This is a genomic window from Nostoc sp. LEGE 12447 (assembly GCF_015206985.1).
In the GTDB taxonomy this organism is placed as follows: Bacteria; Cyanobacteriota; Cyanobacteriia; order Cyanobacteriales; family Nostocaceae; genus Nostoc.
Map to the genome: position 1 here is coordinate 36,039 of NZ_JADEXT010000045.1, position 20,743 is coordinate 56,781.

Here is a 20,743-nt window from a genome sequence, read left to right on the forward strand (position 1 = left end):
AATGGTGGTGAAAATGAGCAAGCTCAATCGAGTTGGGCGAACGTACAACCAGAACCATGTGCCGCGACCGTACACGCCGAACAAACGTCGGTTCAGCATTTACTGGACGTGGAGTTATCCTTGGGAAGCCAACCGAGATCTGACCGAATTGGATAATCGGTTTTCGACGATGACCGAAGTCCGTCGGGTCGGCTGGCCGAACTTTGAGGGATCTGAGTGGGATAAGATGAATTTCTTGCAGGGCATCGCTGGTACTCTGGAGCTATTCCACCGATCAACCATCGATTTTCAGCAAATCGTGGGCGAGATTACTGGGCAGCCGGTCGCCGTTTACCAACGCATTGACCAGGCAGGTTACAAACTCCTGATTGATGAAAGAATTCTGGCAGACACGGATACATTGATGGTGTTCGGTCTGGATCACCTCGTATCCGAGCAAGAGGCCGAGAAGGGAGAAATCGACGCGATCCGGGAGTGGCTTAACCGGGAAGGCACGTGCCTGCTCCTTGCGCCGCACCATGACGTGGGCTTCACGAGTGACATGCAGCAGCGCCAGATGGAGTATAAGCATCACGGCGACGAACTCGTGCCGCGCCAGCAGCGCTTCGGTCAGTACACGCGATCGCTGATGAAAGAACTCGAAGTGCCCGTACTTAATCAGTTTGGACTCCGGCCTGCCGTCGTACAAGGAAGCAACCAGATCGCACCCCTGACCGTCCACAAGGATCTCGACAAACTGGGTTTGCTGAATGGAGTGACCACGTTCAACTTCCATCTGCATCTGCCCCACTATGCGCTGACGACAGAGGACACGAAGTCCATTCATGTTCTGGCGACGCAGCCGATCGATCTTTCCCGACCGCATCCGTTCACGGCGGAGGGAAATCGGGAATTCAATACGTGCATCTGGGCACCGCCGAACGGTAACCGTGGCGGCGATATTTTGCTCGCCGACTCGACCATTTTCACCACACTATTCGGCGGCACGGAGAGTCTAGGACACTTTTGGCGGAATATGGCGAAACTGCGAGTCGATGTCTAGATGTTCTACCCGATGTTCCGCTTTTATGCCCTCAAGGAGTCGTTGTTTGACGGGGCATGAAACGATGCGAGAAGTTGAATTTCACGCAGACCAGCAGCTAGCTGCTAATTGCCGATGAGTTAGTCGAAAATTATGTAATCCACAAGATGTGTCTACCAAACGCTTGTTCAAACTTTCAAATGTTTTTCAGCTAATGTTTTGTTGGCAATCGTTTCTAAATTCAATTTTCTATATCAGATTTGGTTCCTCAAAATTAGCACAGCGAGGATTTGGTGTACTAACCTTTTTCCTGCTAACGCTCTCCCTGCAACTGGCGCTTCCATCTCTAGCCACTACTCAATTTGATTCTGTTGATTGTCCGGCTGGTGCTAACGTTCAACAATGCCAATCTTCAGAGGTTTTGGTTAGCTCACTCATCGCGCAATCTCCTGACGCAACTGTCCCACCCAATACCCCAGATGTCTCTGACACCATTGTTTTGCCCAAACAACGCCTTGCCGATCGCATTGCCCGCACATCGATCGAGTCCCCATTTGGAGTATTCAATCTATTCATCATTTTCTTTGTGACGCTAGGACCAATCAAAGTTATCCCGCCGTTTGTACAGCTTACTCAGAATGCCGATCGATCGCTGCGGCAACAGCTAGCGTTTCGCAGTGCTGCCCTAGCAACGATCGTGATTTTACTGGTGGCGATTATTGGGCAAAACATAGTGCGTGTTTGGCAAATTCGATTGCCTTCGTTGCTGATTGCTGGGGGAATTCTCCTATTTTTGGTAGCGCTTAACATGGTAATCACTCAGTATCAACCACTCCCGCTTCCAGAAGACTCTTCTCTGCCTTCCCTAAAACTAGTGGTGTCTCCCCTCACCTTTCCCGTCATTTTGCCGCCCTTTGGCATTGCGATCGCCCTGGTGTTGATGTTAGTATTCCAGGAAATTGGCTTTAACCCGCTAGCGGTTTTGGGCACATTGGTGCTGGTCATGCTACTGAATTTTATAGGTATGTTGGCAGCTCGACCGATTCTGGCATTCCTCAAACCTATCACCCTGCGAATATTTGGTTTTGTGTTGGGGGTGTTGCAGTTGGCATTAGGGATTGAATGGATCATCACTGGATTAGAGATTGAAGCACTGGTATTTCGTCGTTTGTTTGGCTTCTGATGCATTGTGGAGGAGAAGTAGCACTGGGAGTTTACAACCTACATCAACACGGCTTTGTTGCAAGCCTAAAGTGGGTAAGGCTGAACTCGATGACACGGATTTGTCTCAACGTAATTTAATTAGTCACTATACAATAGTTAACGCACTGAAGTACTGTTGAGCATTGAGATAAATGAATTCGCAAAATGAACTCCTAAAACAGCAGTTGATAGAAGCGATTTCTTGTCAAAATCTGCAAGAAATTCAAAAAATATTAACCTTAGCACAATTAGAGGATGAGACAATAATCCTCAAAGAAGCCCTTGTGCAAGTAGAGTATGCAAATTTTGTTTGGTTCTTGCAAGAATACGTAGGTAAGGAAAGTTATCAACAAGCCGTAAAAGATGTATCGACAAGCATGACTCAAAAACTAGTTAAAGGAGGTTTCAAGCCAGGGGTTGATTTCAACTTACACCCAGATGGGAGGATGTTGGCATCAAAAGAAGCAAATGAATATTTAGAAAAATATCATTCTAAACAACTAGAAAATAGCCAAATTTCTGTTGTAGCTCATGCACTACCAGAGTCAATGCAGATGTTAGAAAAAGCTTTAGGTGTGCCATTTTTTGAGAATCTTGGGAAGGTGGCAGCTAAACGTTTAGTTACAATGGATGATGCGACAGCCAGTATTTATGGTCTATGGCTGATGCAAGGGATCGGTGGTCGTCATCCATTGCTGGAAAAAGATTTTTGTGATTGGTTCATGATTGAGATTTGTGGTGAGCGATTGTCAGCCTTAGCGTCAGCCGAGATTCAAGGCTTGGAGTTTAATGGCTTAGTGGTATTTGAAGATTTGTTGATGGCACTGGGCAAAGTAAATGTATCGATAGTGAAAGAGAGCGACCTAACTCTTGAAAATTTGCGGTTACTAGATAAAGTTTGGACGGGAGAAAATATGCGAGTGTTTGAATTAATTGACATCTTGGAAAAAGATGGCGAACGAGATTTTTAATCAAAATGCGCTCGCTACGGCAATTGTGCGGATTTATGAAGCTAGCTGATTAATAAGTCCCGCATAAACACGGATTCATTCCTGCTGCCTTTCAGTGAAACTGCATTATACAGGTTTTGAAGGTGCATTTATGACTGATACTACAATGTTAGATAACCGTATAAATAAGCAAATAAATTTTGAACCATTAGAAGCGACAGTAGCAGCAACAGAAGAAGAATCAATAATCTTAGCCGAAAAGCTCACACATGTGGCAATTCCTTTACAAGTATTGTTACAAGCACTGAATATAGCAAAATACGATAAGGCAGCAGCTTTCTGCTATGCTGACAAATATCTAAAGAATACCAGAAAGTCGAAATGGGTTATTATCAAAGCGGCTTGAAATTTTTGATAAAACACTCGGTTGGATATCTTTCTCTTGATGTAAATCCTCAGTTTTGATTATTCCAAGCATTGAACTTATATTTAATTGGAGAATTTTGGAGTAATTTTTCAATTCCTTTTCGGATCAGCTCTGGTGGAACTCCATCTAATTTCAACTCGGTTTGGATAAACTCATCAATGGAACTGGCTTTCGTTTTCTCCAAAAGCGCCAACATCTGTTGAGCTTGGGTTGTTGGTGTGCCTCAAACCCCAAGATATGATTTCAGCATCCCATCTGATTGAAGACCGCAACAACATGGGCAAAATTCTGCTCAAGATTTAATCTGAATTGTCGAAGTAAACATCAATAGAGAGCTAGAGAAGGGTATCTTCTAGGGTATCAAGATAGGTTTGTAATGGCTTAGATATTAAAACAAATCCTATGTCAACTTGGTTTTGAGAGTAATATTTGTAGGTTTTAGTTATAAATTTAACGTGCCGTTCTGGTGAAAGCCCAGCTTGGCCTGCTTCTGCTATGTATTCTTCCATGATGTCGCTGTGATCCGCGTCAATGTCGCCACGAGCAAAAACACAGATCATATCTGTTTCTTTTTCTAATTTTTCTTTTCCTGTACTGGCAAATATGTACTCGATTGTGTTAACAATATTGCGGCAGTCAGTACGAAGATTCTTTAGCTGTATTGTGTCTTCCTCTGTGCAGTCTGCTCCAGATTTGCTTTCCAGCGCGATTTTATCTTGGAGGGTAAACAATTTATTCTTGACTTCTTCGAGCCGCCACGATAAGTCTTCAATCGATTCTGTTGAATAATCCATGTTTTTATTTTAGCTCAAACCTTCAATCCATTGCTGGGAGCAGATTGCTACCCCCTGCCGCCGTTAGCTAGAGCTTCAGTTTGGGTGTGAAAACCTCGTTTTATCAAGCGATCGGTCAAATACTGTGAGCTTTCCGCAAACCCATTCCCCAGACTACAAGGAAAGTGAAAAATGCTTATTAAGTCCAGCTTCAGTCACTGTAAGCATTTCTTGTCCTTGAGGGTTGTCATCACCAGGGGTATAGACATTAGCTAGACCCCTCTCGTCTTCATCGAAAGAGCCTAACGCATCACTTGGGTTCTTAATTTCAAGAATTGCACAGACATCGGCAGCGACCCATTCTGGTTTCTCTGGTGTACCAAGGAATCGGACTTGTTGAGACTCAAACACGAAAACTGATAAATCCGACATAAATTCAATTCTCCTTAATTGTTACCCAGTCAGTTAAAACAGCCATACAGCAAGCGGTTAAGGTTGCTCTTCTTAAGGTTTTACTTTCATGTTTAGCGATGTAACCGCCCTCTAATTCGTTATGCTAAAAAGAAACTCCAATTACGTCAAAAAGCTTGTTAGCAACGTCCATTGAAATAGATTTAGACCAAGACATATTTACTCTAATGAATCCAAGAGTTCAGCTAAACAATTAAAATCAATCTTCAACTACTTCAACTTATTCCTCTTTTTGAACCAGCAATTTCCCAGACACTCCAGCCGTAAAACCCAACCCAATCGCCGCTACAGTAATATTAGGTTTGATAAATAACGTCGCAATTCCGATAACTGCGCCCCAAAGACAGCCATAACAGCAAGCAATAATCAACTGATTTTTGGGTTTAGCCCTTTCGTCCGATATGGATTGATGGACTATGGCATAATCTTCAAGCTCATTGATAATTTCTTGTAAAGAAGCGCCGCACTGTTTTTCTAGGCGTTCGATAGCCAATCTGTCTGCTTTAACTGGACTTATAGCTAATTTTTGTAATGCTGTGGTTAATTTATCGCTCATTTTTAAACTTCCCAATGCTTCCACACTATGGAAAATGTTTTGAAAAAATTAAAACTTACTGGAGAGACAAAAAGACTCTATTTTTCAGCCGTACTTGGAAATGTAAGAATACCGGAACTTGACCGGAACTCAACGAGAACTTTGACGAAGATTACTGCTTAACATTAAAAACGCTGAAACCATCTTTCTCATTTCCGCACAATCGGTTAGTGTCAATCAATTGTGACAGGGCATTTCTCAAGTAAAGAACACTCTTTTTATCGTCGCCCCACTTGCGGCTGTTTCTGATAGCAGCAAAAGAAGCTGGAGGATTAGCAGTAGCCGCAACGATCGCCACAATTTGGTCTAAATCAGCCTCAGAAATCTTAATTTCTTCTACTTCCAGAAATTCCACTTCTTGATAAGGCTTTGAAAAAATGGACTCCAGATGATTAACTGCGTCTGATGGAGCAATCTTCTCCCCTCTGGGTATGACTGCCCTTTCATGTTGTTGAATCAATTCCGGGAAGAACTGAAGTAATGTTCTTGCTGGATCTGGTTGCCCATTGCCTGGGTGTTTGTAGGTCTTTAGCCATTCGGGAATCATGCCCAGATTGCCACCGCTAACAGGTTCTCCAAAGTTGTTAGGATTGGCTTTGAAATATTCTCCACTAGCAACATTCATTTTGCGTAGACCACCAGCGCTAACCGCTTGAGCTACACAGCCAATAAAGTTAACCGATTGCTTAAAGGTATCTGCCAGCCCAGCCGTAGCTTTACCAACCACGCTTGTCAGGTTAGAGCCATGCAAGACGATAATTAATGTACCACCAGACTTAGCGAAGCGAGAAAGTAAATATTGAATCGCCCAGGTGCGATCGCTCTCCTCTAACAATGACAGCAACCGCATGGCTTCATCAATTACTAGCAGTAAGTTTTTATGGGAGTAAGGTTCGCTTCCATCTAAACCTTTAAGAAATTTCAATAAATCACGAGCGACGAGTTGATCAGCACCATCTGCATCAATATCGGGGTACTTAAGGGCAGAGGTTAAGTTGCAAGCGAAGGGGTAAACGTCCACTCCGGCTGTAAAGTATTGGGTGTTCAATCCGGGGTCAAGTGCAGTAGATAATGTTGCCAAGATTGCTGCTAAGGTTCCCTTGCCACCTCGCTGAGTACCAGCGATCGCAATGACTTGAGAACTCATCATATTCTCTACTTGGAATCCACTTTTCGTTAAAGCAGCGATCAGTGCGTTTGCCCTATTAGTCAGAGGGATATTAATTATAGTCTCTGGTACAAGCCCATCAGAGGAAGATGGTTGTAACTCTGTAGGTCTAGAAAACTCCGCAGCTTGGTTCATCTTCCCAATATCTACCTGTAGCGATTGAAACTGCTTGATATCTACGGTCGGTGGTAACTGGGCTTGAGCCTGTGCGATGGCACTTATCTCCGACCGATTCACCCGGCTGTCAATTGTCACATCCTGTAAATGAAGAGCCATGCTTTCATAAGTGGGTAGCTGACGACCCTTGAGCTTGCTAAACCAGCCAAACATCCAGCGATAAGCATAAAAACGTTTTCCTGGCTCAACTTGTGTTAAATACTGACTAATATTTTCAAACTCAGCATGAAGAAAAGCGTATTCTTCTGCTGATTGTCGTTCTAGAAATTTAACGGTATTAGCAAGATGATCCGCTTGATAATTGCTCCTAGCATCGTAATCCCCAGCACGAGTTAGAGCATCTACAAAATTACCACGCACAAAAGGCAAGGGGGCAATTTCTTTAGTGCGGTTCGAGTGTTCGACAACAAACCATAGCCATGCAGCACCACCAATTAAACCACCAACTAGTGCCAAAGGGTTGACCGCATAACAAACCGCTCCAATCCCAGAAGCCAACAAACCAAGTACACGGGTCATGTCTGCTTCATTCTCAGATGCCCGTGCCATTTCAAATAATCCATCTTTTCTCTCTTGCAGCCATTGGGCGATATTTCCAGCTTCCAAGTGAGACAGATTAGGATACTGTGAGCGTAAATGTTCAGTTTCTTTAGTTGTGATTTTTGGGATATTGTTACTTTGCATAAATGCCTCCCTTGGTGAAACGTTGCCGCCCTTTTTTACAGTGATTGCTTTCTTGGGCGGTTTCCGTTCTAATCCTTTGTCAAGCGCCAAATGGCAAACCCAATTTCACCCGCCATCATTGTGCCGATGTTAAACAAGATGCAACCCAAAATCATGAGTGGGGCTGTAAATTCAAATGGGTTACGAGCTGCAAAGGTGGTGATAATATCAAACGCCCAAACCGCAATCACAACTAATCCAGCACTAGAGCGATCGCGTATACCTGCGGTTTTGTAGTCCGCCCAGAGTTGGCCTACTAAGTCAATCTTGCCACTAGGCTTGGTTTCAAGGTCATAAACCATGTGGTCTTGAAGTTCCCGCCTAGCTGAATCTGGGTTCTTACCGCGTAGGGCGTGGGCTTCGATTACCTGAACGCCTACAGAAATTATGAATGCAAGGTAAAAAAACGGGTTGAACAATGCAAACGGTACATTTAGCCAATTCCAAGCCGGCTCAAACCAGGGTAAAACAGGGGGCCCAGTAAAGATTAATTGCCAAGTTGAATCAGCACTAATCATGGAACCGCCGATAAATAAAATCCCGCCAACTAACGCACGACCTGCACCACCGTTAGCAACAAACTGATTAACGATAGCAGCCGCAGCCCGAATGGGTAAGCCAACAATCATCACAACAGCCTTGGCACAAAAATCAATGATTTCACCAAGCGATCGCTTCTTACCTTTAGGCTTACTATCGCTGTTGCCAGTACTATTAGTTTCTGCACTTGATGAACTATTAGCCATTACTTTTTCCTCACTGGTTTGATATTTTGAACGCTTTTACAAATCCCTTTGGCTTTGTATTTCCACTTCCAAATTCCTTCTTCAATTCGCCCAATACATCTACCTGTCGCGTCAAAAACATCAATAATCTCGTCATCTTGATAAAGGGTTGTGTCTGGTCTGGGATTGCGTTTAGCGCTATCAAAGTAATTGGTAATTCTCAACTTGCGACTTGTGGGCATGACTCCCGCCTCATACAAGGCATCACTGGTTTTAGCCCGTTCTTCTATGCGGGAACGTTCTAATTCTTCTGAGGCTTTTAGCCGTTGAAGCTCTGCATAAGCCCCCAACTTGGGTACTAAGGGGATGATTACAGGCAACATGCAGATGCCAACACCAGCCAAAGCTAAGTACAGTTGTTTCTTATACATGAGACTACTGTGTTATAGCGCGTTCTTACTACAAATTTTTCCCCTGTTTCACACATAAAATGAGGCGTTTCATGTTTCACGACGCTGAAACATTGATGAAACCGTTGAAACAGTTTCGTGAAACAGTGCTGTGAAACAGCTGGATGAAACACTACCCTTCATAACGCCTTTCGAGCAAGGAATTAGCTAGTGTTTCGTGTTTCATATTTCACGTTTCACGCTGGGGGAATGCTGTTTCATGCTGTTTCACGCCCTGAAACACTGATGAAACCGTTGAAACAGTTTCATGAAACAGTGCTGTGAAACAGCTTCGTGAAACAATCCCGCCCATAAAGGCTTTCGAGCAAGGAATTAGCTGGTGTTTCATGTTTCATGTTTCACGTTTCACGCGGGGGAATGCTGTTTCACGGTGTTTCACGCCCTGAAACATGGATGAAACAGTTGAAACGTTTCATGAAACAGTTTCGTGAAACAGCTTCGTGAAACACTCCCGCCCATCACTGTTACTTTGATGCCCGTCCCAGAAAAGTCAATCCTGCACCAACAAGTAATCCCAGGGGAATGAACATCCCACTGCCGATTAATCCAGTAGCTACAACGCTACCAACGAGATATGCACTGCCACCTAAAGCGCCAACAACTGAAGTAGCAAACAATCCCGTACTGAGAATATCCATAACTTGATTTTTCCTTTGATGAGTTAATAGTTCTTGAAGCAGTCGGATTTCAGCAACAGTAGCAACAGTTTCATTTTGGATTTGTAACAATGCCGCTACTGTTTTATAAGCTTCTAAAATCGGATCTGTGTCCCCATTGAAGAAACTCTCTCCCGCAACAAATTGAGTCGCGCCTTGAGTTGTTCTTTTTTTTGAATAGACTTCCCCAGCCTTGTTGAGGCTTCTTCTGCCAAATTAATCAAACTCTGATCTATCTCGGTAATCTGATTATCAACTTCCAACATGGATTGCTCGGCAAAAGCATCCAACACCGTCCCTTTGGCTCCAATCAAGGATTCCATGAACAACAAAGCTCCTGTAACACCAGTTGATGCACCCAAAATCTTAGATTGCTCATTTTGAACAGCTATAGCACCAGAAATAGTCTCTTTATCAGCCGCAGTCAACTTGTATGAGGCTTGTTGAATTGCTTCGTCAGCTTTAGTGATTGTGGCTTCGGGTATGTCTGCTACAGGTGATTGTTGAGGCTGTAATCTCTCACTATTGGTAATATCTTGAAATCTAGCTAAAATCTCGTCTGGAACTAGTGAATCTACCGTCCATTTTTGCTCTGGATATTGACGGCGTAGTTCATCAACTATCTTTCCTGGTACTTTGTTGAGAGCTTGTGCAAATTCTTTAACGATCATGATTTAGGCTCCTAAAAACTTTTCGGGGTGATTTTTTAATTCAATAGCTACCTTCTTCAAAGAACCCTTGGCTAAAACATAACTTCTAATTCTTTGAAGCACAGGTAAATGCCAGTTTGTCAACTTCGCTCGTCCGTTTAGCCCTCCGTTATCTTCGTCCCGAAAATCCTCAAATTCTGGTAAGTACAAAGAAGCTAAGTCTAAATACTTTTGGAACTGTCTAATTCCAACTGATGGCTCCAATTGTTTGGCTGCCTCCTCTCGTGTTAACAATTGTTCAACTACACAGCTTCCCTGAATTAGCAATGGTTTCGGCTCCTAGAGTTCCGATTGAGTTCCGACTGAGTTCCGATTGAATTCCGGTTGAGTTCCGATTGAATTCCGGTACTGCTAATACTAATAATAAAAACCCTATCGGCTGGTGAGTAGGGTTTTTCTGATGACTTAGCGTCAGGCTGACGCTAAGTACCTGATAATAATTTATGGATAGCTCCAAAATGATTAAGTACTTGTGGTTTTGGCTGTTGATACCTTGTACTACTTTCGTCAGCTAACCAATGACTTATTGTTTCTTCAGGATAATCACTAAGCCTATGCATCAGGTATATAGAAGCATTGTGAATTATTTTGAATTCTCTTGGATGCATTGGTTTAATACCAATGTTTTGTACCATACTGCGATCGCTCCTAGTTGTAGGGTTAGTCTGTGGTAGGGAATAGCCCTCCAGTGTTGAAAAATCTCTGCTTGATTTCTAGATTTTTTCTGTTTGCTATTCGATCAACAACAAGGGTGTGGGGGGTAGGGTGTTGGGTGTTGGGTGTTGGGTGTTGGGTGTTGGGGATACAGTGAACGGGGCTTGTAACGATGCAGGTTGTTGAGGCTATCTCTCTTCTCCTGCACCCCATCCCTGCACCCCACCGCTACGGGGCTAGGTCATCTGTTCCACCCCATCAATTGCGTTCACTATTTCTTCTAAAACATTGAACGCATCGTTTAATACCACATTATTTGATGTAGAAAAGTACTCGGACGACTGAAGCCTGCGATAATCCTTACTACTCCCCACAAGCTGCAATGTATATTGACAACCCTGTAATATAGTCTGAATCTCTGCTGTGGTTAATCTGATTTCCATTATTGTTTCCCTCCCTAAAATTTATCTCGTTGAATACTGAAACTAGCTCCGACTAAAGAACTGCCTAAAAATGCGGAAAAACTTACCAGCATTGCACCCAAGCAAATATTTTTCTGTTGCTCCCAACCAGAGATGATTATGTTGGGATTATTAGTCTCGATAATCTCCAGCCCCCAGCAAGCCATTGCCCCTACTCCTGAAAAGCCAGTTAAGAGCAGAGAGACAATTGCAGTTGTTTCTATCGTGCGGTCTATGAATACTTTGGGGTTAAATCTTTTTCGAGTCCGGCGTAGAACTAATTTATTACGGGTGTTTGAAGGCAAAGATGATTGATGAGTTACTTTATGGGTTTTCATTTCACTTCGTCCAACTCCACAAAAAATCCTGCACCTGTATTCGTAATCTTTACTCTTCTTTGATTGACCAATGTTTGAATCACTCCCAAGCTAAAATTGATACTGCATAACCGAGCGCTGCCACCGCAACGACTTAGGTACTGAAGGCATAACTGGGAATGGTCTTTTGGGACTGGGTTAGCTTTTTTAGGCATGGTGTCTTTCCTGTTGTGGTTTGTGGGGGTCAAAGCGCTGGGTGAAAAAAAATAGCCAAGCAGTATTAATGCTTGACTAAAGTGTTTTTGAATTTAAAAGGTGAATTTCAGTTATTAGAAATTATCAAGATCGTCAAATTGATTTGTTGCAGAGTGCTTGTACGCTTTGGCTTTATTCATTTGATGATTAGAAGCTTTAATTACTGGGATTGCAGCTTCCTTAACAGAATCCTTTGCTTGTTGAAATAGAAATTGTGTCGTCCCTTGTGCATCTTCTTCTTTTGGGTCAATTTGTCCCCATAGTGAGCAAGTTAATTCTAAAGATTCGTAGTCACCTAAATTGAACTTACGTGTGTAAGTTACAGCAATAGTCTTGATTTCCATAATTTACCCAAACAATTTTTCAAAATGAAGTGTAGCTTTTTAGCATCTCTTAGAAAGTGACGCTTATAAAATTACAAATGTCGCCAGAAACTCTTGCTGATAGCCTTGAGGCTGACAGTTTTCGGTTCAGATTGCGGCGATTCTTTGATCTGAACAGCTACAGGTTCATTCACTAGCAAAGAATTGAGTAGTTCTTGTTGATAGTCAACATCTACAACTGTTTGGTACACCCTGTAAGGATCAATCTGCATTCCCAATGGTGTTGGGACAATTTTCAGATACTCGTTAAGGGCAAGTATGTAGCTATCACCGAAGTTCCTATTTGCAACAGCCAGGCGTATAGTATTTAATAGTTGTATCGCTCGTCTGATATCTGAAATACTGCGTTCGCCATCCATTTGTGGCTGACTTTCTCTGTAGCCCCTAGATTTTTTTTCGGCTACTAGATTGTGAAATTTAGCAACCGCTCTTTGATAACTTCCTAATGTGTGGACTTTGGTTTGTGCCTGATAACCAACACGTCCCCATTGGACTATTAAGTTGCTGCCTTCAGCTTTTGCGCTCCAGAACTTGTTGCTGTTGTTAACAGCGTCAACAAAAACAAGATATGTTTCCATAGTTTTTATGCTGGAATTAGTAAACAGGTGAATATCTAAAAATTAGATATTCACCTGTAATTAGTTATTGAATCGTCAATAATCGGGCATTACCCCAACGTAATTGATGTTGCAAAGCTTCTAAAATTGTTTCAGCATCGTCAACAGTTAGTCCATTTAGCTCAGAACAGAGATTTATTAACACTTTTGGAATACCATCACACAGGAATCTCTCAAAGTCTCCATCTTTCAAAGCTTCTGTAACCAAATAGTTATCAGGAGTACATATTTGTTGCATAAAAACATATTGCGACAAAGTTGTACGTAGCAAGAGTTTCGTTTTTCTATCTAGTTGTTCTAAATATGCACCATGTTTTTCAACTAACTGGTCGATTTTTTCGGTTTGACCGTAATAAGTTACTAAGTCTGTATTTGCCATTTGATTTACTTTGAAATTAGAAATATCATTGTCAATCCAAGCCAATTCACTTTCTTTTTGGCGTAGCAATTGTCTCTTTTGAGCAATGCGATTTCTCTTGAACACAACAGGAGAAATCGCGGACTTTATCAATTCATGTTGCGAAACTTGGCAGTACGCAAAGACGCTTGTTTTGCCCCGATGACAGGACTACTTGCTGCCCTCGCAGTCTTAGACCAAGCTTGCATTCGCTCCACAGCAGCAGCATCAGTAACGGCAAGCGGGGTAATGGAATGGCTGCAATTCTCTAAATCTCCCAGCGTCACTTGCTGCGGTCGCCCTTCGTCAAACGCCAGCAGTGCCGCTTCTGCTGCTAGAGTTTCTAATTCTGCGCCTGAAAACTTCGCGGTGTTTGCAGCGATCGCTTCCAGATATTCGCCTTCGACCACAATGCCAAAACGCTCCAGGTGAATTTTCAGGATTTGACATCGCTCCGGTTCGGTTGGTAAGTCAACAAAAAAGTTTTCATCAAATCTTCCCTTCCTCTTGAGTTCGCTTGGTAGTGCTGACGGGTCGTTGCAGGTAGCTACAACAAACACGCCAGCCGTACACTCACTCATAAATGTGAGCAGATTTCCCAGGATTCGCTGGGAAACTCCACTTGTGTCACCAATCCCCGAAAGTGCTTTTTCTATCTCATCAACCCATAATACGCATGGGGCAATAGCTTCAGCCGTTTTAAGTGCGCGGCGGACATTGCCCTCGGACTCGCCAACGAGTGAGCCTAAAAGGGACGCAATGTCTAGTTGTAGGAGTGGTAAATTCAGTATAGTTGCGATGTTTTTAGCAAGTAAACTTTTACCAACTCCGGGAGGCCCCGCCAACAATACGCCTTTGGGTTGCGGCAGATGCAGCGATCGCGCTTCAATAGTGAACAGTCGCCGCCGCCTCATCAGCCATTCGCGCAGTAAATCGAGTCCGCCAAAGGGGATAGTTGCAGGTTTTCCCAATTCAATTCCCATTTGAGCCAAGAGCCGAGTTTTGTACTCGACTATTAGAGGCGTAACTGTAGCATCAATCAAAATACCATTCCGGCTCAAACGCTCTTTAACGGTCAGTCGCAAGAAATCGCTGACTTCCTCTAACGTCAGTCCCAGCGCAGCTTGAGCAAAGGTTTCTTTTTCTTCATAACTCAGGGACACTCGAAATGTGACATCCTGCTCAGTAGCAGATTCTTCAAGAAAAACCAGATATGACTCGAAATGGTCTTGAATTTGGCCAATGTTCGGTAGTGGCACTTCACAGTAGGGGATGAGCCTTAACAAAGAATCGTGTAGTTCGATGTTTTGACCCAGCAGCACGATCCGTTTTTCTGTAGGTTTGAGTCGGTGGTAAAGGTTTTTCACTCTGGTCAAGATTTCCCAACTCATCTGTGGGGAATTCTTGCCAAGAAATGGGTGTATGTCCCCCAGAATAAACACGCCAACGCCATCAAAGTTATTTATATAGTCGAATACGAACAGCAACGGATCTGTATGAGCAGGTCTTTTGTACTCCGGCACCGACTTAAACACCAGCCCACCATCCGGTGCAATCAGGCATTGCTCCAGGCTGGATACTCCCAGGTTCCAAAAGAAAACTGGACTGTTGAGTTTTTCTTTAGCTTCGGTTGTCAACCACTGAATGATAGTTGCCTCATCGGGGGACAGGACATCAACTGCGGCGATCGGGATTTGTGAATCGAGCGTGGAGAGCAGATTTGAGAGTTTCATGTCAATTATTTCAACTACTTCATTTGTGAAATGGCGAAGCCTTTATGATCAGCAGTTACCAGCCGAGTTAAAACTGGTAACTGATGACTGATTACTGGTGCAACCGTGTTTGACTGCTTAGGGTAGTCCGAAGTTGTTGGGTTTGAGCTTCATTTTTAAATGTGCGATCGCTCTCGCTCACAACTCCCAAAGCGGATTCAAACGGTTGCGTAGCCGATAAACAACTCAAACCCTCAAACCCCTCAGCCTCCACACGAACTTCACCTGTAGCATTGTCGAAATGTATCAGTATTGAGCGTTCCATATTTATCTCCTCACGTACTGTTGAACTTCCTGATGTCCGGCAAAAGTCAGCCGTAGAGTTTGCACAGTGCCGTTGGTTTCTTCAGCGATCGCACATTCACCAAATTTTTCTTGTAACTCGGCAGCTTTGACACGAACCAAATGCTTACCATAAGCCAGCATTAGTTTATTACTGAAAAAGTCTTGTCCCAACTTAGGAACTGTTTCATAACTGTTAAACTAAGCTAGTGAGTCACCTCACTAACTCGTCTTCAAAACCGTGCATGAGACTTTCACCTCACACGGCTCCTCAGTGAATTGGTGCTTGTCACACATACCTTTGGCTGCTTTTAAATCATCAGCCGTTTTAACATCGTGGCAGTGTCTATGGAGAATTTGGAAGTTTTCATATTTATCCTTACCACCAAGATGACGTGGGATAATATGGTCGATTTCCAAAATATCTCCATCTTTGAAGTAATGTCCGCATTGGGTGCATTTCCCTTTTTGTTCCTGGAGCATTTTTGATAGTTTTGAAGGCGCTTGGGGGTGTTTACCCATTCTGCTAACCCAATATATCCAGTCACCATCGTATGGGCTTTTTGTATCTTGCACTTTTACGTGTTTGATACTTTTTACCTTGGTATGACTGTTTAATATGCAGCCATCATCACCTGCTCTGAACGTCCAGTTATTTTCGCCTACTGTTTTCCAGTATTTATGACGAATCCATTTTTTATTTTTATTTGGATGTCGTCTGTTTGCCCATGCCCACAGTTGCCCGAAGACTATATGGTCTAACCTCTTGAAAACCTTGGAACATTCAGATGTTGCATAATAGTTTACCCATCCCATAATTATTGGGTTTAGGATTACTATTAGTTTCTCTTGAGGAACTGTTTTAAGTTTCTCAATGATTTTCCCGGTTTTGTATGAGTGGGACTTAATTTCTTCTTTTCCTGGGGTGATTAATGTTTTGAAACCTAGAGGTTTTCCGTGGGTGTTCTTTCCGGTATGACATTTTCCAAGGGGAATTTGCCGTATGTTGAATCCAAGGAAGTTAAAACCACAGTTTCCATTTATTTCACTTAAAGTATGTGAAATTTTTGTTTTACTGGGTTTTAGTTCCAGCCCTAGTTCTTTTAACCAATCCGTAATTATTTGCTGACATTTTTGGATGACCTCTATATTTTCATGAAGAATTACGAAGTCATCGGCATATCTAACTAAACTTATTGCCGATTTGTTTGCTCTCTTTTCACCAGGGAGTGTTTCAGCAAATTGTTTAATCCGATATTCCATTCCATGAAGGGCAATATTAGCCAATAATGGGCTAATTACTCCTCCTTGGGGTGTCCCTTCTATGGTTTGGATCAATAGTCCATCGTCTACCACTCCTGACTTTAGCCATGCTTTAATTTGACGACGTAAAGTTGGGAAGGTATTAACTTTTTGCAATAATGCTGAGTGGTTAATTTTGTCAAAACATTTCGATATATCGGCATCTAATACATGTTTAGGTTTATACCTAATTGCATTAAATATTGCTTCTATCGCATCATGAGCGCCCCTACCAGGTCTAAAGCCATAGCTATTTGGTTCAAATCGCGCTTCCCATTCAGGTTCTAGCGCCATTTTCACCAACGCTTGTAATGCACGGTCGTACATTGTGGGTATACCCAAGGGTCTTTTTTCTTGGGTTCCAGGTTTTGGTATCCACACCCTTCTAGTGGGTCGTGATTTTCCCTCTGGTTTTAACCTTTTCACCAGTTTAAGACGTGCTTCTGGGGAGAGGGACTTAACCCCGTCCACTCCTGCTGTCTTTTTGCCTGTATTATCTTGGGTTACTCTTCGTACTGCGATGCACTTAGCTGACCATGACCGTAGCAGAGTTTTCTGAAGTTTGCGAACTACTTTGACATCCCCACGACTTGAGGCTTGATATATTCTTTTTTGCAGCTTGAAGACACGACATTCCAATTTCTTCCAGGATATGTCCTGCCATTGAATGTCAGGCTCTAATCCTTTACAGGTTGGTATGTCGTTTTCCCATACAATCCTGAACTTTTGTTCGGCTTTAGTCATATTTACTGCTACTAAATGCTATATCTTCCACTTCACCGTGTTCCTGTCGGCTTATCCTTTGGCTTTCCCAAAGGCATTTACTTCTGGAACAATCCCTCCCCCTAATAGCTTGCGGTTGGCTACCTGCTTTGAGAAATTCGGTTTTTCTTAAAGAGCATATTAGAAAGTTACTTCGTTCCCAATTTCCGTTTGTCGTTAGTTTTAGGGTTCTCTCTATTCACCGGGTTTATTGTGGGTGTCTTAATGGGTCATCACGACACTGCCCATCTTTTGGCGACTAGAAATACATAGCCACCTAATTATCCTTCCCCTTTTTGGGGCAAGCTTATCAGCCTCTTTAGCTTGTACGTAATCACGATGATTCAGGCGAGAGATTTGTCTGCCTACCCGTGACTAACTGCGCTTTGACGGAGTTCCACATCGGGCTAGTAGTTACCGCCTTGAATTCCCCGCTTTACCCCAGTAAAGAGCCACCTTACTGAAGTAGGGGACTTGCAGTCATCCCTGACACCTGGGAGGATGGAATTTCACCATCACGGAAATTGAGTTGTCATGGTTCTGTATACCTTATTAGGGCTACTTATCCATGCCTGTCATCCCTGAGTATTATTACTCATTTCGACAGAACGAATCGCACGTCGTGTATTACGTCGTACACACCACTTGACTGATTCCATTTGAAACCTATATCTGCACGGGCTTGAATTGTGCGACCAGACACAATGATTTCTGCGCTTTGACCTTGGGAGCTACCGTAGTATCCTTTTAGTGGCTGTGCTGTTTCGTGAACTTGCGGATTCAGTTTCAAATCTTGTAAAGCTTGTACCAGACATTCACGGTTAACAAGCTTGGTTTTAACGGTTGAGAAGTGTGACATAAGAATTTTGTTCCTATAGTAGAAAGAAGTGCGGTACTCTTTTTGAGATGTATATGCTGCATTTTTCGTTTAAGGTACTTAGTCTTGAGCGATGCACCTTCGCCCAAGACTGTTTTTTACCGGAACTTAAACGACATCACGGTAGCTTTCGATAAGCCCACGTCGTCAGCCGCAAGTGATTGCAGATTGCGCTGTTCATCTAACAACTTGGTGCGGATCTCTTGCATTTTTTGCTGCAATTGACTGCGCGTATCAGACCCAAGATTTTTAGACTCAATCGCTGGATCGTTAACGATAGAATCTAAGTGCGCCATCATCGCCTCCAAGCTGCTGCCAGCCTCCGGGTCAGCATTCGCTAGTAGCACTTGAACCTTCATCAGATGACGCTCCATTTTCCTTTTAAACTGTATGGGTTTCCTCCCTGGTTCCCAATCAGCCAACTCTTCAAGCAACTGTGCGGCGAGTTGTTCACCACCAGCTAAAGCAGATTCCCTTAATCGTTGCTCTAAATTTTGGTCATACTGTTGAATGAACTTGGTAATCTGGTCTAGACACTCGGCTTGTTGCTGATTGAGTTGTTCGGACAAAGCAGGTATAATCACCGGACGACCAATAACAACTTGCAAATAGTCTTCAAGGTCGGTCAGAGTCGGAAATGCTCTTAACAAATTAGCTTTGACTGACTCTTGCTTATCCTGTGCTAATTCCCAGGTGTTAAGTGAGAGGAACTGATCAATCCGCTCTTGATAATCAAGAAGTCCCGCTTCGTAATCAGCTTTTAATTGATTGCGTAAACCAGGAGCGATATTATCTCTGATATTGATTAACTGATTCCAAACGAGTGGAGCCAAATCAATCGGACAAATCCAATCCCCAGTATCAGCAGACATCCACTCTTGAACTGAAGCAATCTCTTGCCTCAATTGGGCAGCAGCTTCATCCAATTTCTTAAATACCTTGATACCCCGCAAACCAACTTCGGAATTAGTAACTTTAACAAGGTCTGATTCAATTTCAGAAACTTCAGCTTGTAGTACATCTGCCCATTTAGGAGCAGCCGATTTTGTACTTTTTTTCAACTGAATACGGAAGCGAATACGGGTTTTATTTAATTGTGAGAAATTGTGGCGCTCGACTACTGCATCAGTTAGGAAATTTGTAGCGATAGTGTTGTCGATTACTTGTACCATTATTATTGACCTCAATCATTATTTTTCACTTTCGATTAAGCGAAGCTTTCTTTGTGGTGATTTCTCAAAAGAGCGAATGTCTGTAGTAGCTCTATAGATTACTTTTGTAGAGCTATTCTGTAGGCGAATATGTCTTTTAATGACTGGTGGTTTATGTATGGACATGGCTAAAATAGCTGAAGTTGCTGCGAATTATCCTGTACCACAGGCTTGTTATAAGTCATGCCTTCGACTTCATAACAACGACTCATGAGTTTGTTTTGGTTTAGCCGAAAGCTGACTTTTTTTCTTTGATTTGGCAGAGGTAGAAATAGATACTGTGGATGTTGGATAGTACCTTCATCACCCAAGTATCGAGAAAGCGTACCGTCGATTTGGTAAACTTTTGAGGAGCTTAAAAGCGTTGAGTCGTAGACTTTAATCAAATTTAATTCCATCTGATTACTATTGAAGTAGAGTGTGTGATAATCTTTTGTGGAATCGATTTTTCTCTCCAGTCAGATTTAATCAGTTTTGACTGGAGAGTTTTTCACGGATAATCTGATTTAATTTTTCCTTTGATTCATCTGACAAAGCATTAAAATCAAACTCTTTGGAGTCCCAAACTTCATCAAGACTTGTTGACTCATCAAGGATATTTGCAATCAAACAAGATTCGTCGTCGTACTTCCAGCCATTTGCTAAAAGCCACGGTAAAAAGCCTTCAGATTGCAATAGTTTCTCGATGTCGAATAAGTCAGAAAACTGTTGTAAGTTTTCGATACTGGGGTGAACTATTGTAATAGTCATTTGTTGTTATTGATAGTAGTGAATACACAGCAAAAAGAGGGGAGGAGGGTTAAAGGGATTCATGAATTAAACCATGTGTAGAATAGTAAGGTTTAACCTTTCCCCTTTCCCCTTCTTCATTAGCTGTAGACAAGACTTGAGAACTGATTGAAGAAGAATTCAGCTATTCTGAATCCAGGAGTCAGAATGAGTGGGGGATTCAGATCCACCACTCGCTTAACCTTCTTCTGAATTCTGGCTCCTGACTCCTGAATTCTGTTCGTTAAATATACTTCCCTACTTAAAGGTAAATAGGGAAGCATAAAGATGAACGCAATTGCTGTAATCACCGCAAGAAGTATTTAGTTATTAAGAAGGCACATCCTCCCAGAAACCAACTTCATCGTCATAATTTACTTGCATAGACTGCAATTTGTTGACGAAGTTAGCAAATTCTTCGTTAGTTAGTGACTGCCTTCCTTTTTTACCATAGTTATCTATGAGAAACTGTTTGCCCTTTTCCTCTTTCCAACCTAAAGCTTCAATTAATCGTTGCGACTCCATCATCAATTGATTGCGATCAAGTGCATGAGACGTATGCTTTGGTAAGTTATTGTTAGGCAATCCTTTTTTCCACCAATCGCAGATGGAATTA

The 20,743-nt window shown here is 42.6% G+C and carries 26 protein-coding genes and 3 pseudogenes; 4 read left to right on the forward strand and 25 right to left on the reverse strand.

Annotated elements, in window-relative coordinates; genetic code table 11:
* Window position 1: 1 nt before the first annotated feature.
* The 4 genes from IQ274_RS29765 to IQ274_RS29780 all read left to right on the forward strand — a co-directional run bounded on the left by IQ274_RS29765 (window position 2) and on the right by IQ274_RS29780 (window position 3,580).
* Window positions 2–1,042 (forward strand): hypothetical protein, encoded by a 1,041-nt coding sequence (locus IQ274_RS29765; RefSeq protein ID WP_220186683.1) that lies wholly within the window; start codon window positions 2–4, stop codon window positions 1,040–1,042.
* Window positions 1,043–1,235: 193 nt separating this feature from the next.
* Window positions 1,236–2,204, forward strand: a complete 969-nt coding sequence (locus IQ274_RS29770) for a MarC family protein (protein WP_199346552.1) — start codon at window positions 1,236–1,238, stop codon at window positions 2,202–2,204.
* 172 nt (window positions 2,205–2,376) lie between these two features.
* On the forward strand, window positions 2,377–3,195 hold the full coding sequence (locus tag IQ274_RS29775; protein ID WP_194144367.1) for a hypothetical protein: 819 nt from the start codon (window positions 2,377–2,379) through the stop codon (window positions 3,193–3,195).
* Between the two features lie 130 nt (window positions 3,196–3,325).
* Window positions 3,326–3,580, forward strand: a complete 255-nt coding sequence (locus IQ274_RS29780) for a hypothetical protein (protein ID WP_228058441.1) — start codon at window positions 3,326–3,328, stop codon at window positions 3,578–3,580.
* A 49-nt stretch (window positions 3,581–3,629) separates the two neighbouring features.
* Here the strand turns inward: IQ274_RS29780 and IQ274_RS29785 are convergent, their stop codons facing one another.
* The 25 genes and pseudogenes from IQ274_RS29785 to IQ274_RS29905 form a co-directional block, all read right to left on the reverse strand.
* Complete coding sequence (locus tag IQ274_RS29785; protein ID WP_194144368.1) at window positions 3,630–3,797, reverse strand: hypothetical protein; 168 nt, start codon at window positions 3,795–3,797, stop codon at window positions 3,630–3,632.
* A 139-nt stretch (window positions 3,798–3,936) separates the two neighbouring features.
* Window positions 3,937–4,395: a hypothetical protein gene (locus IQ274_RS29790; RefSeq protein WP_152592611.1), complete on the reverse strand. Its 459-nt coding sequence runs from the start codon at window positions 4,393–4,395 to the stop codon at window positions 3,937–3,939.
* A gap of 153 nt (window positions 4,396–4,548) precedes the next feature.
* Window positions 4,549–4,806 (reverse strand): Bro-N domain-containing protein, encoded by a 258-nt coding sequence (locus tag IQ274_RS29795; RefSeq protein WP_194144369.1) that lies wholly within the window; start codon window positions 4,804–4,806, stop codon window positions 4,549–4,551.
* 259 nt (window positions 4,807–5,065) lie between these two features.
* A complete protein-coding gene (locus IQ274_RS29800; RefSeq protein ID WP_194144370.1) occupies window positions 5,066–5,401 on the reverse strand; it encodes a hypothetical protein in 336 nt (111 codons plus the stop codon).
* A 151-nt stretch (window positions 5,402–5,552) separates the two neighbouring features.
* Entirely contained in the window at window positions 5,553–7,469 is a 1,917-nt protein-coding gene (locus IQ274_RS29805) for a hypothetical protein (protein WP_194144371.1), read from the reverse strand.
* Window positions 7,470–7,537: 68 nt separating this feature from the next.
* Window positions 7,538–8,254, reverse strand: coding sequence for a hypothetical protein (locus IQ274_RS29810; protein ID WP_194144372.1), 717 nt, complete (start codon window positions 8,252–8,254; stop codon window positions 7,538–7,540).
* Window positions 8,254–8,664: a hypothetical protein gene (locus tag IQ274_RS29815; RefSeq protein ID WP_194144373.1), complete on the reverse strand. Its 411-nt coding sequence runs from the start codon at window positions 8,662–8,664 to the stop codon at window positions 8,254–8,256. The genes IQ274_RS29810 and IQ274_RS29815 overlap by 1 nt, the downstream gene beginning before the upstream one ends.
* Window positions 8,665–9,167: 503 nt before the next feature.
* Window positions 9,168–9,431: a hypothetical protein gene (locus IQ274_RS29820; RefSeq protein ID WP_194144374.1), complete on the reverse strand. Its 264-nt coding sequence runs from the start codon at window positions 9,429–9,431 to the stop codon at window positions 9,168–9,170.
* Between the two features lie 23 nt (window positions 9,432–9,454).
* Window positions 9,455–10,030, reverse strand: coding sequence for a hypothetical protein (locus IQ274_RS29825; protein WP_194144375.1), 576 nt, complete (start codon window positions 10,028–10,030; stop codon window positions 9,455–9,457).
* Window positions 10,031–10,033: 3 nt separating this feature from the next.
* Complete coding sequence (locus tag IQ274_RS29830) at window positions 10,034–10,336, reverse strand: hypothetical protein (protein WP_163934648.1); 303 nt, start codon at window positions 10,334–10,336, stop codon at window positions 10,034–10,036.
* 155 nt (window positions 10,337–10,491) lie between these two features.
* Window positions 10,492–10,704 carry a hypothetical protein gene (locus tag IQ274_RS29835; RefSeq protein ID WP_194144376.1) on the reverse strand — a complete coding sequence of 71 codons (213 nt, stop codon included), beginning with the start codon at window positions 10,702–10,704 and terminating at the stop codon, window positions 10,492–10,494.
* A gap of 476 nt (window positions 10,705–11,180) precedes the next feature.
* Window positions 11,181–11,522: a hypothetical protein gene (locus tag IQ274_RS29840; protein WP_069067959.1), complete on the reverse strand. Its 342-nt coding sequence runs from the start codon at window positions 11,520–11,522 to the stop codon at window positions 11,181–11,183.
* On the reverse strand, window positions 11,519–11,716 hold the full coding sequence (locus tag IQ274_RS29845; RefSeq protein ID WP_069067960.1) for a hypothetical protein: 198 nt from the start codon (window positions 11,714–11,716) through the stop codon (window positions 11,519–11,521). Before IQ274_RS29845 ends, IQ274_RS29840 begins: the two co-directional genes overlap by 4 nt.
* Before the next feature lie 114 nt (window positions 11,717–11,830).
* Window positions 11,831–12,100 (reverse strand): hypothetical protein, encoded by a 270-nt coding sequence (locus tag IQ274_RS29850; protein WP_194144377.1) that lies wholly within the window; start codon window positions 12,098–12,100, stop codon window positions 11,831–11,833.
* Between the two features lie 71 nt (window positions 12,101–12,171).
* Entirely contained in the window at window positions 12,172–12,717 is a 546-nt protein-coding gene (locus tag IQ274_RS29855) for a WGR domain-containing protein (RefSeq protein ID WP_194144378.1), read from the reverse strand.
* A gap of 64 nt (window positions 12,718–12,781) precedes the next feature.
* Complete coding sequence (locus IQ274_RS29860) at window positions 12,782–13,135, reverse strand: hypothetical protein (RefSeq protein ID WP_193950295.1); 354 nt, start codon at window positions 13,133–13,135, stop codon at window positions 12,782–12,784.
* A 128-nt stretch (window positions 13,136–13,263) separates the two neighbouring features.
* The gene (locus tag IQ274_RS29865; RefSeq protein WP_194144379.1) at window positions 13,264–14,886 is read right to left on the reverse strand and encodes an AAA family ATPase; all 1,623 of its coding nucleotides are present in this window, start codon (window positions 14,884–14,886) and stop codon (window positions 13,264–13,266) included.
* Between the two features lie 91 nt (window positions 14,887–14,977).
* Window positions 14,978–15,190: a DUF2997 domain-containing protein gene (locus IQ274_RS29870; RefSeq protein ID WP_190938217.1), complete on the reverse strand. Its 213-nt coding sequence runs from the start codon at window positions 15,188–15,190 to the stop codon at window positions 14,978–14,980.
* A 2-nt stretch (window positions 15,191–15,192) separates the two neighbouring features.
* Window positions 15,193–15,405 (reverse strand): annotated as a pseudogene (locus IQ274_RS29875) (hypothetical protein); the annotation flags it as partial.
* 24 nt (window positions 15,406–15,429) lie between these two features.
* Window positions 15,430–17,253, reverse strand: a complete 1,824-nt coding sequence (gene ltrA / locus IQ274_RS29880) for a group II intron reverse transcriptase/maturase (RefSeq protein WP_194144380.1) — start codon at window positions 17,251–17,253, stop codon at window positions 15,430–15,432.
* Between the two features lie 637 nt (window positions 17,254–17,890).
* A pseudogene (locus IQ274_RS29885) lies at window positions 17,891–18,130 on the reverse strand (DUF1257 domain-containing protein); the annotation flags it as partial.
* Between the two features lie 116 nt (window positions 18,131–18,246).
* Complete coding sequence (locus IQ274_RS29890) at window positions 18,247–19,320, reverse strand: hypothetical protein (RefSeq protein ID WP_194144381.1); 1,074 nt, start codon at window positions 19,318–19,320, stop codon at window positions 18,247–18,249.
* Between the two features lie 167 nt (window positions 19,321–19,487).
* On the reverse strand, window positions 19,488–19,757 hold the full coding sequence (locus IQ274_RS29895; protein WP_194144382.1) for a hypothetical protein: 270 nt from the start codon (window positions 19,755–19,757) through the stop codon (window positions 19,488–19,490).
* A gap of 70 nt (window positions 19,758–19,827) precedes the next feature.
* Window positions 19,828–20,109, reverse strand: coding sequence for a hypothetical protein (locus tag IQ274_RS29900; RefSeq protein WP_194144383.1), 282 nt, complete (start codon window positions 20,107–20,109; stop codon window positions 19,828–19,830).
* Window positions 20,110–20,457: 348 nt separating this feature from the next.
* A pseudogene (locus tag IQ274_RS29905) lies at window positions 20,458–20,743 on the reverse strand (hypothetical protein); the annotation flags it as partial.